Raw genomic sequence first — 15,652 nt, 5'->3', positions numbered from 1 at the left:
TATCAAAGAGCAGCTTATTAAAATTATAGCTGCTCATGATTATGAAGACGATAGCCTAGTCGTGTACTGCATTAATACATTATCGTTATTAACTGTCAGCGACAAAGAAATCGACTTTGCAGTGAATATTATTCGGAGTAACAGCTACATTCTATTTAAAGCAGCAGCTTTGGAACTGCTTCGTCAGCACAAGTATCATCCTAAAGCGATTGAAGCGCTCAAAGATCTGGACAAAGGTACACATTAGTTGCGATGCGTCTGCCTTTGTTTTTCATAACCGCAGTATCGCGCTTTGGTGCCATGCTCTCATTGATGCTTATACGTATTAAATAACACAGTTTTTATGCTTCACCTTATATTGATATTCTCACACTACATGCATTGCTTAAGCGCAGATTACATTCATCCCGGAATTACAGCCTGTATATGCAATTTGCGATTCTCCATTAGATTATAAATGGTTTCTCCTACTGCTATTAGAGGTCGGGTTGGATGATCACGATCAGAGAAAATGATACGTCCGACCATTCCATTACTCAGACGCACGCGCGTACCATTATGGAACTGAGTAACTTTATGAACAAATGTAGTGACTATCATTGGATCCAGTTTGCCAAATGCCTCGGAATCCAGCTGCTCTAGTACGAGATAGGGAGACTGTGCCTGCCTGTAGTATTTGGACAGTGTCATGGCATGGAAAATGTCTGCTACTGCTACGATACGGGCATATACATGAATTTTGCTGTTATGAAGGCGCAATGGATAGCCAGTGCCATCTACCTTCTCGTGATGCTGTAATGCAGCAATCCGTACTCCGTCTGTGATTCCTTTTACATTTTTGAGCAGTTCATATCCATATAAAGTATGACGCTGGATCTCTTCGTGCTCCTGTGCAGTAAGCTGAGATGGTTTGTGCAGGATATCCGGATCTACTTTGCTGTTGCCGATGTCATGGAATAGACCTGCAAATGCAACCTGCATCCATTCTTTGGCCGGAAGATTCATCCACTGGGCAATTCGGTAAGAAGTAAGACTTGTTAATACAGCATTATGATATACATATTCTTCTTTTTTCATATAGGCAGGAGTAAATGTAAGAACATTGTATTCCCGGGAATAAGATAATAATTCTTCCATCTGATTACGCAGTTTGTAGATTGGTAGTTCTTCTGCCAGGATCGATTGAAATGCCTGCTTGGTCGCCTGAACCATTTCGGTATAGCATTTCTCAAACTTTATTCTAAGGGCAGAGCGGGAAGCAGCGGGGATCCCTGATTCGGCTAATGGCATTTCTGTAGTAGGGGCAGCGGTTGTTGACGCTATTCCATTTTGAATCTCGTCTATCATAAAAGCATGCAGTATTTTCAGGTCACGCGGCATTAGTACTTTGCCTTTGGGAAGCAGCAGATTACCTCTGGCTGTAAATACATCGTTATTGAGTTTCATACCAGGCTTCAGTTCATTAATAGTTAAAGTAGACATTGGCTACCCTCGCTTTTCATCATAAAATCAAAAATGGTTATATATCAAAACTGATATTTTTGCCTATTATATTTATATGTAGTTCTAAAGACTTGGTTATTTAGGCTTATTATATTCATAATATTACTTATTTACAATCTAATTTAGTAAATTATTTAGGATTTTAGACTTAAAAAGATTATTTAATACAGAAAAAATCCCTTATCTGTCTAAAAGATAAGGGATCAATATGGGGATTGGGCTGAACAACAGATTCACAAAATACATTTTATAATAGTCTGTCGGCCTTTTCCTATTTAGCTATCTGTCTGTTATAGAAATGTTATTTACTCTTCGATATCTTCGGCTGCTGAAGTATCCGGTTCAGGGAAATCATTGGTTTCTTCAATCGTCTCGACAATAGCATTTTCCATTGCCTGTTCCGCTTCTTCCAATTCTTCCTCTTCCGGCTCTTCGTTTTTGTTGGTTCGGCAAATGGTTGCGACCGAATCCTCTTCACGAATATGGATCAGACGTACACCCTGTGTATTACGTCCCATAGTAGAGATACTTTCCATATCCATACGAATCAGTGTACCGCTGGTTGTAATGATCATCAGATCCTGATTATCCTCAACAACCTTAAGTCCTGTAAGCTGACCATTTTTGTCTGTTACATTCATGGTCTTGATTCCTTTACCGCCACGTGTCTGCAGACGATATTCCGAACCTGGTGTACGTTTACCGTATCCCTTGGCTGTAACGATGAGTACTTTGAGATCGTCGTTGATCAGGTCCATGCCGACTACAGAATCACCTTCGTCCAGGGTAATCCCTTTGACACCGGTCGCGCTACGTCCCATGGAACGTACATTGTTCTCGTTAAAGCGAATCGACATACCATAGGCTGTACCCATAACGATATCCTGCTGTCCATCTGTCAGCTTCACTTCGATCAGTTCGTCATCTTCACGCATATTGATCGCGATCAGACCGCCTTTACGAATATTCGTGTAGTCATCCAGACGCGTCTTCTTCACAATACCCTGCTGGGTAGCAAAGAACAAGTATTGATCCCCTTCGAAGTTCTCTACCGGAATAACTGCGTTAACGGATTCGCCCTGTTCGATCTGGATCAGGTTAATAACCGGTGTACCACGTGCGGTACGACCCAGCTCCGGAATCTCGTAGGCTTTGATCCGGTACACTTTACCTTTGTCTGTGAAGAACAGCAGATGGTGGTGAGAGTTCGTTACGAACAGATGCTGGACAAAGTCCTGATCTTTCATATCTACGCCCATTACACCGCGTCCGCCGCGTCGCTGACTACGATACGTAGTAACTGGAGAACGTTTGATATAACCGGTATGCGTTACTGTTACGACAACCTCTTCCTGTGGAATCAGATCTTCGTCCAGAATACTTTCTTCGCCAATTGTAATCTCGGTACGGCGTTCGTCTCCAAAACGTTCTTTTAGTTCATTCAGTTCTTCACTGATGATTTCCAGAACACGGGATTCGTTAGCCAGAATATCGCGATATTCTCCGATCATACGCAACAGCTCGTTATATTCGTTCTCGATCTTGTCGCGTTCCAGGCCGGTCAGACGTTGCAAACGCATATCCAGAATCGCCTGGGCCTGTTCCGGACTCAGTGCAAAGCGTGCGATCAACCCTTCACGAGCAGCTTCAGTAGTCTGGGATGCACGGATCAGCGCAATCACATCATCCAGATTATCCAGAGCTATGCGCAATCCTTCCAGAATATGAGCGCGGGCTTCCGCTTTTTTGAGCTCAAACTGGGTACGACGACGAATAACTTCGATCTGGTGCTGGATGTAATGATAAATAACTTCGCGCAGACCGAGCAATTTCGGTTCGTTATTTACAATCGCCAGCATATTCACACCAAATGTGGATTGCATGGCTGTATGCTTGTACAGGTTGTTCAGTACAACACTCGGATTCACGTCACGGCGCAGCTCGATAACGACACGCATACCGTTACGATCGGACTCATCACGCAGATCGGTGATGCCTTCGATGCGTTTCTCACGCACGAGTTCAGCGATTTTCTCTACCAAACGAGCTTTATTCACCTGATAAGGAAGCTCGTTCACTACAATACGAGCCTTGTTGTTGTTTTCTTCGATAGTAGCTTTGGCGCGCATAGTAACGGCGCCGCGTCCTGTCTCATACGCCTGGCGAATACCGGAACGTCCCAGAATATAACCGGCCGTCGGGAAATCAGGGCCATGGATATAATCCATCAGTTCCATGGAAGTAATATCCGGATTCTGAATCATCGCCTGAACACCATCAATGACCTCACCCAGATTATGAGGAGGAATATTGGTAGCCATACCTACCGCGATACCCGATACGCCGTTGACCAGCAGATTCGGATAACGAGCAGGCAGAACAATCGGTTCTTTTTCTTCGCCATCATAGTTGGGCGCAAAGTCGACTGTTTCTTTGTTGATATCACGCAGCATTTCCAAAGCCATTTTGGACATACGGGCTTCGGTATAACGCATAGCTGCGGCCATATCGCCATCGATCGAACCAAAGTTACCGTGGCCGTCTACCAGCATATAACGCATCGAGAAATCCTGCGCCATACGTACCATGGTCTCATATACGGCAGAATCACCGTGCGGGTGATACTTACCGATAACTTCACCGACGATTCTCGCCGATTTTTTGTACGGTTTGTCCGGTGCCATGCCCAGTTCCGACATTGCATATAAAATACGCCGGTGTACAGGCTTCAATCCGTCACGCACGTCAGGCAAAGCCCGGCTGACGATGATGCTCATCGCATAGTCCATAAAGGACTCACGCATCTCTGTACCAATATCCCGGTCTTTAATTTGCGAAATATTCTCTTCCGCCATGCTAAGCCTAGCCTCCCTTATTGCAGCCTTCGTTTGCACAAATGGATGCTCATGGACTGAATACAGAATGTTTATTTCCGTATTCAATCTTTGTATAAAAATAAGTTTCTTGTCACCAGATTGGGGTTAAAAATCGTTACATGGTGCGGTGTTACATACACTATGGATGCCTACGGCTACATCACTTTATTATACCATTTTTCTGCAATTCTGTCCTGTATTTTGACGTTATTTCGCATGTATTTGCTGTAAAAAATGATAAATCGGATGCTTCCTTTCCTGAAACAACAAAAGCTAATGAAAAGAGCATCCGCAGCTTCGCGGATGCTCTCTGTAATTTGCATAATTACACTACTGTATACTGATTATTCGTTTGATAAAGGACCTATTAGAAATCGAGGTTTTTAACGTATTTGGCGTTTTCCTGAATGAAATCGCGTCTTGGTTCTACGTTATCTCCCATCAGCGTATCAAAGATGGCATCTGCCAAAATCGCATCCTGGATGCTAACCTGCAGCATGATACGGCTCTCTGGATCCATGGTTGTCTCCCAGAGCTGGGTCGCATTCATCTCTCCAAGACCTTTGTAGCGCTGTACGTTAAACTTAGCGTTTTCGCCAAATCCGGCAATAATCTCATCGCGTTCCTTTTCGGAATTCGCATACACCGCTGTTTTGTTGCGTTCTACTTTGAACAGTGGCGGTTGAGCGATATAGACGTAGCCTGCTTCGATAATCTGACGCATGTAGCGATAGAAGAAGGTAAGCAGCAGTGTACGAATATGGGCACCATCGACATCGGCATCGGTCATAATGATGACTTTGTGATAACGGGCTTTGGACAAATCGAATTCATCGCCAATACCTGTACCCAGCGCTGTAATGATGGCACGAATCTCGGCATTACCTAGAATACGATCCAGACGTGCTTTTTCTACGTTAAGGATCTTACCGCGCAGCGGCAAAATCGCCTGGAAATGACGATCGCGTCCTTGCTTGGCCGAACCGCCTGCAGAGTCACCCTCAACGATGTACAGTTCACTGATCGAAGCATCCTTGGACGAGCAGTCTGCCAGTTTACCCGGCAGCGCACTGACTTCCAGCACACTTTTACGACGTGTCAGTTCGCGTGCTTTGCGGGCTGCTTCACGGGCACGAGATGCCTGCAATGCTTTGTCCAGTACCCGGCGGGCTACAGAAGGATTCTCATTCAGGAATTCTTGCAGCTTTTCGGAGAACAGGGATTCCACGATACCGCGAACTTCACTATTGCCCAGCTTGGTTTTGGTCTGACCTTCGAATTGGGGCTCCGGAATTTTGACGGAAATGATTGCTGTCAGACCTTCACGTACGTCTTCACCAGTCAGATTGCTGTTGTTGTCTTTGAGCAGTCCGTTGCGGCGAGCATAGTCGTTGATGATCCGCGTCAATGCGCTTTTGAAGCCGGATTCGTGTGTACCGCCCTCATGCGTATTGATGTTATTAGCAAAAGAATAAATATTCTCGGTATAGCCTTCGTTGTACTGCAGGGCAATTTCTACCTGAATCTGATCACGCGTACCTTCGACGTAAATCGGCTGTTCACTGATTACTTCGCGGTTCTGGTTCAGATACTGCACGTACTCGATAATACCGCCATCGTATTTGAAATGATTGGAGACACCTGTACGCTCGTCTGTCAGCGTCATGGCAATTCCTTTGTTCAGGAAAGCCAGCTCACGGATTCTGCCAAGCAGCGTGTCATAGTCATAAACGGTCGTTTCGGTGAAAATCTCTGCATCCGGCCGGAAAGTAACAGTAGTTCCTGTACCTTCTTCCTCAGTCATATCACGCAGAACCTTGATATCGTACATTGGAGCACCGCGTGTATATTCCTGCTGGTGTACTTTGCCGTCTGTTTTGACAACGACGCGTACATGCTCGGACAGGGCGTTTACAACGGATACACCTACACCGTGCAGACCGCCGGATACTTTATATCCGCCGCCGCCGAATTTACCGCCGGCATGAAGAACGGTCATAACCACTTCAAGCGCGGAGCGCTGTGTTTTGGCTTCTACACCTACCGGAATACCGCGTCCGTTATCTACAACGGTTACGCTGTTATCTTCATGGATAGTTACTTCGATATGATCACAGTATCCTGCCAATGCTTCGTCAATACTGTTATCTACAATTTCCCAGACCAGATGATGAAGTCCCTTGGAGCTGGTCGATCCGATATACATACCCGGACGCTTACGCACCGCTTCCAAACCTTCAAGCACCTGTATCTGACTGGCATCATAAGCCGGTTGATTCATCGACATGCTGTTTTCACCTACTTCTATATTTTAAGACAGCCGGAGTCGCCAGCTGTATCTATGCGTTCGCAAAAAAGGTATTGGTACGTTTCTTGAGTGTAGCCGAGGAAATGGGGGAGTAATATACTTTGTTCTTGGTTACGACAATGGATTTGGGCTCTTCTTCGCCAATTGATTCGACTTTTTTGTCTTCATGGGCAAAGCTGACGAACTGTTTGGAGATTTTGGAAGACTTTTCGATCGATATATCAAAAATGGCAATCAGCTCGGAAAAGCGAATAATCTTCTCGCCGCCCAGGTGAATATACATGGAATAATCCTCCCTTTATTTCTCCACATGCCCCTGATGGACATGAAAAATCTGCGCTTCTTTCAGCCGGCCGGCGTTAATACTTTCTATTCCGGTCGCTGTTATGAAAGTCTGCACTTTATTCTGGAACGTCTCGATCAGCTGGGTCTGACGGTACGGATCCAGTTCGGACAAGACATCATCCAGCAAAAGAATCGGATATTCTCCGATCTCTTCGTGTATTAATTCGATTTCAGCCAGTTTCAGCGATAAAGCGGTGGTACGCTGCTGGCCCTGTGATCCAAAAACGGCGGCTTCATTCCCGTTAATGTGAAAGGTGAGATCATCGCGGTGAGGACCTGCCAAAGTCGCGCCACGCCGATATTCCTGTTCTTTCACTTGTGATAATTTTATCATAAATTGCTCAAATAAGACAGCTTCATCTTCTTCTTCCACCCCGCCAAACGACGGAACATACGACAAAACAAGCTTTTCCTTGCCACCAGTTATCCCCATGTGGATATTTTCTGCCCAGCCCTGCAGCTTGTGGATAAACTGCTTGCGCTTGCGGACGATTTTGACACCATGCTCTACCAGCTGTTCATTCCAGATATCCAGCATAGTGGCATCCTTGCTGCCGGCACTCCATGACTGCTTGAGATAATTGTTACGCTGAACGAGCACTTTTTGATACTGCTGCAGGTGGTACAGGTAGCTCGGCTGCACCTGCCCAATTTCCATATCGAGAAAACGACGGCGCACCCCCGGTGAGCCTTTGACGATCTCCAGATCTTCGGGTGCGAACATAACCGCATTGATCGTGCCGATAAAATCGCTCAGTTTGCGCTGCTCCAGGCCATTAATTTTGGCTTTTTTGCCTCTGGACGAGAAGTTGAGCTCCAGTTTGACGTTGCCGTATTTTTTCTCGGCTTCGCAAGCGATCCTGGCATTGTCGGCGCCGAAGGAAATCAGTTCTTTGTCTTTGTTGGTACGGTGGGATTTGGATAGAGCCAGCACAAAAAGAGCTTCGATCAGATTGGTCTTGCCCTGTGCATTTTGCCCGATGAAAAGATTGACGGGGGAAAAGGAATCCAGCTGGATATGCTCGTAATTGCGGTAATTCTGCAGACTGATCTGATTAATAAACATGGATGAGATCCTCCGGATTATTGTTCACTCTGAACTTTGAAAGACCCCTCACCCTGTACCTCTACTTCATCGCCGGCATACAATTTGCGTCCGCGGCGTTCTTCGGTTTCTCCGTTTACTTTGACCATTTGCTCCTGTAAAAGGGCTTTGGCACTTCCTCCTGTGGATACGCAGTCTGCCAGCTTCAAAAATTGATCGAGCTTGATATATTCGGTGGAAATCGAAATGTTTTTCATGAATAAATAACCGTCCTTTCAATGACAGATGGGGATAAGGCGCAGATATACGCCAGATAGGGAATGAATAGAATAGCCAGGTCTCTGCATCTTGTATTAGTGATTGTCGCACTATTACAGACAGGATGCAAAGTACCCGGCTATTTTGCTGAAGACATAATCGGTCTGCCGGAGTATGACCTGTTGTCATCTTCCGACAGACAGCCTGATAGGATAGATCCGGAAACAAGTTACAGTATCCGGAGATTAGTTGGTTGTACGATAAGGCAGAATGATGTACAGGCTGCGGCTTTCATCCAGCGGCTTGATAATGATTGGACTCATGATACCTGTAAACTGGATCGACAGCTGCTCGCTCTCGATAACTTTGAGTACATCCAGCATGTACTTGGAGTTGAACGAAATCCGCAGCGGTTCGCCTTCGAATTTGGCGATATCCAGCTGCTCGGTTACGCGACCAAGCTCGGAAGAACTGGAGGAAATTTCTACAGCACCGTTTTCCAGCGTCTGCATGCGGACGATGTTGGTTTTCTCTTCGCGGGACAGCAGATAGGCCCGGTCGATCGAGTCCGCCAGCTTTTTGGTATCGATAACGAGCTCGGTTTTGAAGCTGGTTGGAATAATTTTGGATGTATCTGGATAAGTCCCATCCAGAATACGTGAGTAGAACAGTACACGGTCAATTTTAAATAATACCTGATTATCGGCTACAACGATATCCAGCAGCTGATTTTGGTCGGGAATAATTTTGCTCAGTTCATTGAGCGTTTTGCCTGCGATAACTACGTTGCTAAAACGAACGCCGGTATCTTCGCCGGTATTCACTGTGCGGCTGGCCAGACGGTGACGGTCGGTAGCAACGAATTTCAGTTCGCCTTCGGCCAGATTCCACAGTACGCCGGTCAGGATCGGAGTTGTCTCCTGGGTAGAAATCGAAAAGGCGGTTTGTTTGATCATATTTTTGAGCAGATCACCGGGAACGGAGATTTGCTGATTTTCTTCGATGCTAGGCAGAACAGGGAATTCTTCCGGATCCAGTCCAACGAGCTGGATATCGGTAGCGCCTGCACGGATAAAAGTCTGGAAACCATCTTTGACTTCCATCTCGATTTCCTGGGAAGGCAGTTTTTTGATAATTTCTACAAAAAATTTGGCAGGTAGAACAACGCTGCCGGGGCGATCGATACGAACGACTGTTTTATCATTATCTTCTGCGGGTATGAAAGATTGAATTGAAATATCGGTGTCACTTGCTGTCAGTGTTACACCTGCATAATTCACATCGAATTTGATACCGCCAAGGATTGGAATCGTTGTACGGCTGGAAATCGCTTTGGATACTTGTTGTATGGAATCGTTGAGATAAGTTTTGGATATTTGGATCTTCATTTTTTCACTCCTAATCAGCATCGTTCATGCTTGGATATGCTTCATGCCATTTAAGAGTCCAGACGGACGCAAAATGTAAGAAGTATATATCTTTTAATTAATAGTAATAGTAGTAGGGGCACTGAATATGTGGATAACCCCTTCAAAGCCGCATAAAAGTAAGCCTATCCACATGTGTATAAAGTGTGTATAGGCTTGTTAGTTGTTCAGGATGGATTTTTGATCTTATCCATCAGACTGTTAACGACTTTAAACAATTCCTGGTCCACCTTGAGTGACTGGGAAATTTTCTCGTGGGCGTGAATAACGGTCGTATGATCGCGTCCGCCAAACGCTTCGCCGATTTTCGGCAGCGAATAGTCGGTCAGCTCGCGGGACAGGTACATCGCAATCTGCCTTGGGAACGCTACTGCCTTGGTACGTTTTCTTGCTTTGAAATCTTCCAGTTTGAGGTTGTAATACTCGCCAACCCGCTGCTGGATATCCTGAATCGTAATAATTTTGGGACGGCTGGAAGGAATAATATCCTTCAGGGCTTCGGCTGCCAGATGGGAAGTTACATCCTGATTAGTCAGCGAGGAATAAGCAACTACCCGGATCAATGCACCTTCCAGTTCACGGATGTTGGTATCGATCTGATTGGCAATATACATCATCGCTTCGTTCGGAATATCCAGATTCTCCGCTTTGGCCTTTTTCCGCAAAATCGCAATCCGCGTCTCCAGATCCGGAGGCTGAATATCTGTAATTAATCCCCACTCAAACCTTGAACGAAGCCGTTCTTCCAGGGTTGGAATCTCTTTTGGAGGACGGTCACTCGAAATAATGATCTGCTTGCTTTCCTCATGCAGAGCATTGAATGTATGGAAAAACTCCTCTTGTGTCGACTCTTTTCCCGCCAGAAATTGAATATCATCAATCAGCAAAATATCGATATTCCGGTACTTGTTGCGGAAGCTTTCCCCGCGGTTATCCCGGATCGAATTGATAAATTCGTTGGTAAACTTCTCCGAAGAAATGTAGACAACCTTGCTGTTCGGATTGTGCTGCAAAATGTAATGTCCGATCGCATGCATGAGATGCGTTTTGCCAAGTCCTACACCACCGTACAAAAACAGCGGATTATAAGCTTTGGCCGGCGCTTCCGCGACAGCAAGTGAAGCAGCGTGGGCAAAACGGTTGCCCGCACCAATAACAAAGGTATCAAACGTATATTTGGGATTGAGCATGTTGGCGAGAGGCTCTTCCGACTGCACAACTGCCGGCTGCACCGGTGCCTGCGGGGGATAAGTGTCTCCTCGGGAACGGCTTCTTCAATGACGAATTTGACGTCTACCTGTCTTCCCAAAAATTCAAAAACGGTGGAACTGACCAGTTTGGTATACCGGCTTTCCAGCCATTCTACAGCGAAGGTGGTCGGTGCTGAAATCACGATCAGATTTTCCGTAAATGTCAGCGCTTTGGTTGCCTTGAACCAAGTGTCAAAGCTGGGCTTGCTTAGCTTTGTCTGAATAATAGATAGAATTTGCTGCCATAATTCGGAGGTATGGCTGTCCACAGACTGTCACTCCTTTTAAACTTCCAATGTGTGGCTGAAGCCATGTGCAGATATCGGAAATGTAGATAATAGATATGGTAAATAGCGTAATTTATCCCCAGAATACCGGAACGGTGAATAAAATAAAAAATGGATAAGAAGAAATTGTTCACAACTTTATCCACAGGCTGTTGATAGTTTTTAAGTTTTAATTATCTATTCACAACGAAAACAATATCATAATAGCAAAAAGAACCCTTTATTTCAACGAAAACTGATAATTTATCCACAAATTCAATCTGTTGTGTATAAAAGTTATGCACACCACTAGATATTGTTTATAAATTGTTCGGAACAAGAGTGAAGGTTGTCAAGAATCAAAAATGATTATACACAGGCTTTCTGTCGATAAGTGAATAACTGTGTATAATTTCGGGATTTCTGTTGGTTGTGGATAAACAGGAAATGAACGAGCAGAGGTACGAATGGAGAGCTCACCATCTGTTCATAACAGACATCGAGAATACCGAGATTTGAAAGCTATAAAAAAACGACTGCCCCGGTATACCGGATAGCAGTCGTTTTGGTGTGCGATCTTTTGTTGACCTGGATAACAGTTAACAGCCCGAAAAGTGACAGTCTGAAAAAACAGCTCCAAATTCAGCGGCAGCATTGGTGCTTGAAACCCTAGCGTGTACTAGATTTCCAACTCCTCTGCATCGACCAATCCACAGATAAAGGCTTCAAAATGAGGAGCCAGATAGGTAATCTCATAATCATTTTCCTGATCGACGTGGACGACAGCCGGTTCGCCTGTAGGTCCGCAAAAACGGTAATCCAGCATAATGACGTCATGTCCGGCAGAAGGACAATCACCGAATACGATACCCAGATCCGGATATCCCCACTGTTCGATCATAAATCGGCTGCCCATATCTCCGGTCAGAGAATATGATTTTTGCCCGCCGATCCCGGAAATGCTCGTGATGGCTACATGATCGTTGGCCCACGAGGTAGCGCCTGCTGTTGGAAAAGCAGTACGTGCAGGAAACCCTCCATTTTGCGTATGCATCAGAGCGATATAGGAGGCCGGCAGCTTGTAACCCAGCTCCTGTTCAATCGACCGAATCATTTCCTCGTCAAATGGAGGTTCTATATGATCCTTTACAGCGTACTCGCTATCTTCCCAAAAATCACTCAGATCAAAAGAGGAAAACGGCAGCTGTTCGCCATGCTGCTGCTTCCACAATGCGGTTTCCTGCTCATAACGCTGTCGATCCTGCTCCATTGTATGTGCATAGGGCCGGATGCTCGACAAAAACTCCTGAACATACTCGTCTTCCGGCTGGAGCCGATTCGCCTGTTCAAAAGCAGTCAGCGCTTTATCATATTGAGCCAGGTGAGAATAGGCATAACCCAAACGGAAATGCCATGCATAATCATCTTGCCCTTCGGAAGCTGTGGACAACAAAAGTTCCAGTGCTTCCCGGTAGCGTTCCAGATTATTGTAGGCTCTGGCCAGCTGACCGGTAAGCTCGTAATTTCGCTCAACCGCTGGAACCTGTTCGATCTGTTTCACAATTCGTTCGTACTCTTCTTCGTTATGCCATCTGTTCAATTGTTCAATCCATTCCGAATTCATACAGATATCCCCTTTTCTTAAATTTATGGAATAGGTATAGCTTAATATGATTTTATCAGGTATATTCAAGAGAATCCCGAACGTATCAGGTTTCCTGTAGCATTAGGGATCCATAATTTATTCTAACAAATTGCAGAAAATCCATTGACGCCACCGTACTATTCATGATTAAATATAAAATGGTATTTTTATGTGAATTAGACATAGAATCAATATGGGATATAGATTACCTGCAAGGAGGTGCACAATATGAGACCGACATTCAAACCGAATGTAAGAAAACGTAGTAAAGTACACGGATTCCGTAAAAGAATGAGTACTAAAAACGGCCGTAAAGTGCTGGCGGCTCGTCGCCTTAAAGGCAGAAAAGTCATCAGTGCCTAATATGTACGTAAAGACCACTGCGGTGGTCTTTTTTTCTTAATTCCGGATTTTTGGGATCATTTTCGGTCCCGATCCGAGGTTAAAGAAGCTTTTTATAATGAGAAATGAATCTCTGTTCCGGACAATTTTGAAACAAATAAGGAACAGGTCACCAGATAAATAGTTCAGCAAGCGATGCCCAAGTAAACAGTAAGGAGAATTTACGGTGCAAAAAAAGCTGCGTTTACGGAATCGAGCCGACTTCAGCCGTGTCTACCGTCATGGCCGCTCCTTTGCCAATCATCAGTTTGTGGTGTACTGGTTTCACAAAAAAGAGATTGAGCAATTCCGCATGGGTGTGTCTGTGAGCAAAAAGGTAGGCAATGCGGTTGTCCGAAATCGGATGCGCCGTGTAGTCAAGGAAATCGTACGTCATCATGCCGAGGAGATCGTTCCGCATATTGATATGGTGCTGATCGTACGCAAGGGAGCCCTTTCCCTTCAATATAAGGAACTCGAAAAAAGTATCCTGCATGTACTGCGCAAATCTTCGTTACTTAAGCGTTCACAACGCTAGTGGTTTCAGTTTATTTGTGCTGGCAAATATGATATGATTTGCAAGGAAATGCAATGGTTAAGAGAGGGGTTATGAAGTGTCGCGATTGAAGACTCGTGGAGGACGATGGTTTCTCCTTATGGCTGCTGTAGCAATGGTAGCCCTGTTGGCTGGTTGTACGCCTTCCAATGTACAAACCCATACAACAGCAGATTTATTAAATCATGGCTGGTGGAACCGGTATGTCGTGTACTGGTTTGCATATGCACTGGACACATTTGCCAAATGGTTCAACGGTGAATACGGTCTGGCTGTCCTGGTCCTGGTATTGATTGTACGTACACTGATTTTGCCGTTAACACTCAAGCAGGTAAGAAGCTCCAAAGCGATGCAGGCGATTCAGCCTCAATTGCAAAAGCTGCGTGAACAACACAAGGATGATCCGCAAAAGCAGCAGGCGGAAACGATGAAATTGTTCCAGGAGAACCAGATTAATCCGGCTGCCGGATGTTTCCCGCTTCTGATTCAAATGCCGATTTTTATTGCCCTGTACAATGCGATTATTTATAACAGTGCTCTTCGTGAGCATACCTTCTTATGGATGCAGCTCGGTGAGCCTGACAAATGGCATATCCTCCCGATTATCGCTGCAATTACTACATTCCTGCAAACCTGGATGATGATGAAAATGAATCCGGCGTCCATGCAGGGACCGATGCAAATGATGATGTACATTTATCCGGTCATTATCGTTATTATGGCTTGGAGTTTCCCATCAGCGCTGCCGCTGTACTGGGTATACAGTAATATTTACACGATTGTTCAGAACTATTTCCTGTATCGCAACAACCAACCGATCGTTACCGATCTGGGTGTAGCGGTAGATACACGCGGTGCTGGCAATGGTGCCAACAAAAACCGCAACAAGAAAAAGTCCAAAAAGAAACGCCGCTAATGTACGGCATTGGCCGTATCAGGTTCTACTATTCCGACCACCGCAAGGAGGGCCGAACATCGAATGACTACAGTCATTGCGTCTGGAAAAACAATTGATGATGCTATCGCCGAAGGACTTGCCCGTCTTAATACGAGTAAAGAACATGTTCAAATCAGAATAGTGCAGCAGCCGTCAAAAGGATTCCTGGGCTTGATCGGTGTAAAACAGGCGCAGGTCGAACTGACGCTGATACAAGAGTCTGCTGCTCCGGTTTCTATTCCGACAGATGTTCCCCGGCCCGCGCCGGAGCTGAAGCCACATGCTGCAGCTTCGGTCCAGCCGGAAACGATGGAACCCGATTCCAGAGCGCAGGCTGCTTCCTATGAAGAAGCAGTACAGTTTGTCAAAGAGATCGGCGATAGTATCGGCATGGAACTGGAAGTGGATGTAAAGCGAACCCGCGACGGCTATATTATGAGCATATCCGGTAATGATCTGGGTCTGCTGATAGGTCGCCGCGGTCAGACACTGGATGCACTGCAGTATCTGGTCAATATCGTAGCGAACCGTTATTCCGATAAATACATTCGTATTATGCTGGATGCGGAAAATTTCCGCGACCGGCGTCGTAAAACGCTGGAAGAGCTGGCCGACAGGCTGGCTAACCGGGTAATTCGCTCCGGCAAAGAAGTTGTACTGGAGCCTATGTCTTCGCAGGAACGCAAAGTTATACATGCCCGGCTGCAAAATCATAACCGGGTCAAAACGGTCAGCAAAGGTGAAGAACCAAACCGCCGCGTTGTGATTACTCTTCGTTAAGTCTTACATGCAATGATTTTCTGTCTGCGGACAGGAGATCATTGCTTTTTATTTAGCCAAACAGCAGAACTTCGT

At 45.4% G+C, this 15,652-nt stretch carries 13 protein-coding genes and 1 pseudogene (1 of these 14 only partly in view); 5 read left to right on the top strand and 9 right to left on the bottom strand.

The window, feature by feature from the left end; translation table 11 throughout:
• On the top strand, positions 1-247 hold the 3' portion of the coding sequence (locus tag AR543_RS02935; protein WP_060531706.1) for a hypothetical protein. It extends 209 nt beyond the left edge of the window; 247 of the gene's 456 nt are visible here — the last part of the coding sequence; the start codon falls outside the window, past its left edge; its stop codon occupies positions 245-247.
• 155 nt (positions 248-402) lie between these two features.
• On the opposite strand, the gene AR543_RS02930 is transcribed toward AR543_RS02935, so the two are convergent.
• From AR543_RS02930 to AR543_RS02890, 9 genes and pseudogenes are all read right to left on the bottom strand, one after another.
• Entirely contained in the window at positions 403-1,482 is a 1,080-nt protein-coding gene (locus AR543_RS02930; protein WP_060531703.1) for an HD-GYP domain-containing protein, read from the bottom strand.
• Between the two features lie 326 nt (positions 1,483-1,808).
• A complete protein-coding gene (gene gyrA / locus AR543_RS02925) occupies positions 1,809-4,358 on the bottom strand; it encodes a DNA gyrase subunit A (protein ID WP_060531701.1) in 2,550 nt (849 codons plus the stop codon).
• Positions 4,359-4,746: 388 nt separating this feature from the next.
• Positions 4,747-6,666 carry a DNA topoisomerase (ATP-hydrolyzing) subunit B gene (gyrB, locus tag AR543_RS02920; RefSeq protein WP_060531699.1) on the bottom strand — a complete coding sequence of 640 codons (1,920 nt, stop codon included), beginning with the start codon at positions 6,664-6,666 and terminating at the stop codon, positions 4,747-4,749.
• A 52-nt stretch (positions 6,667-6,718) separates the two neighbouring features.
• Positions 6,719-6,970 carry an extracellular matrix regulator RemB gene (gene remB, locus AR543_RS02915; RefSeq protein WP_060531697.1) on the bottom strand — a complete coding sequence of 84 codons (252 nt, stop codon included), beginning with the start codon at positions 6,968-6,970 and terminating at the stop codon, positions 6,719-6,721.
• Positions 6,971-6,985: 15 nt separating this feature from the next.
• Entirely contained in the window at positions 6,986-8,098 is a 1,113-nt protein-coding gene (recF, locus tag AR543_RS02910) for a DNA replication/repair protein RecF (protein WP_060531695.1), read from the bottom strand.
• 17 nt (positions 8,099-8,115) lie between these two features.
• On the bottom strand, positions 8,116-8,334 hold the full coding sequence (yaaA, locus tag AR543_RS02905) for a S4 domain-containing protein YaaA (protein ID WP_060531693.1): 219 nt from the start codon (positions 8,332-8,334) through the stop codon (positions 8,116-8,118).
• A gap of 246 nt (positions 8,335-8,580) precedes the next feature.
• The gene (gene dnaN / locus AR543_RS02900) at positions 8,581-9,723 is read right to left on the bottom strand and encodes a DNA polymerase III subunit beta (protein ID WP_060531691.1); all 1,143 of its coding nucleotides are present in this window, start codon (positions 9,721-9,723) and stop codon (positions 8,581-8,583) included.
• Positions 9,724-9,929: 206 nt separating this feature from the next.
• Positions 9,930-11,281: pseudogene (gene dnaA / locus AR543_RS02895) on the bottom strand (chromosomal replication initiator protein DnaA).
• Between the two features lie 676 nt (positions 11,282-11,957).
• On the bottom strand, positions 11,958-12,902 hold the full coding sequence (locus AR543_RS02890) for an SMI1/KNR4 family protein (RefSeq protein WP_060531689.1): 945 nt from the start codon (positions 12,900-12,902) through the stop codon (positions 11,958-11,960).
• A gap of 249 nt (positions 12,903-13,151) precedes the next feature.
• On the opposite strand from AR543_RS02890, the gene rpmH reads away from it, so the two are divergent.
• The 4 genes from rpmH to jag all read left to right on the top strand — a co-directional run bounded on the left by rpmH (position 13,152) and on the right by jag (position 15,577).
• On the top strand, positions 13,152-13,286 hold the full coding sequence (gene rpmH, locus AR543_RS02885; RefSeq protein WP_017815451.1) for a 50S ribosomal protein L34: 135 nt from the start codon (positions 13,152-13,154) through the stop codon (positions 13,284-13,286).
• A 205-nt stretch (positions 13,287-13,491) separates the two neighbouring features.
• Entirely contained in the window at positions 13,492-13,842 is a 351-nt protein-coding gene (gene rnpA, locus AR543_RS02880; protein WP_060531687.1) for a ribonuclease P protein component, read from the top strand.
• Between the two features lie 76 nt (positions 13,843-13,918).
• Positions 13,919-14,776 carry a YidC/Oxa1 family membrane protein insertase gene (locus AR543_RS02875; protein WP_060531685.1) on the top strand — a complete coding sequence of 286 codons (858 nt, stop codon included), beginning with the start codon at positions 13,919-13,921 and terminating at the stop codon, positions 14,774-14,776.
• 63 nt (positions 14,777-14,839) lie between these two features.
• On the top strand, positions 14,840-15,577 hold the full coding sequence (jag, locus tag AR543_RS02870; protein ID WP_060531683.1) for an RNA-binding cell elongation regulator Jag/EloR: 738 nt from the start codon (positions 14,840-14,842) through the stop codon (positions 15,575-15,577).
• The last annotated feature ends 75 nt before the right edge of the window (positions 15,578-15,652 follow it).

The sequence above is a fragment of the Paenibacillus bovis genome (assembly GCF_001421015.2).
In the GTDB taxonomy this organism is placed as follows: Bacteria; Bacillota; Bacilli; order Paenibacillales; family Paenibacillaceae; genus Saccharibacillus; species Saccharibacillus bovis.
Note: the sequence above shows the minus strand (reverse complement) of the source record. Positions and strands in the feature narration are given on the sequence as shown.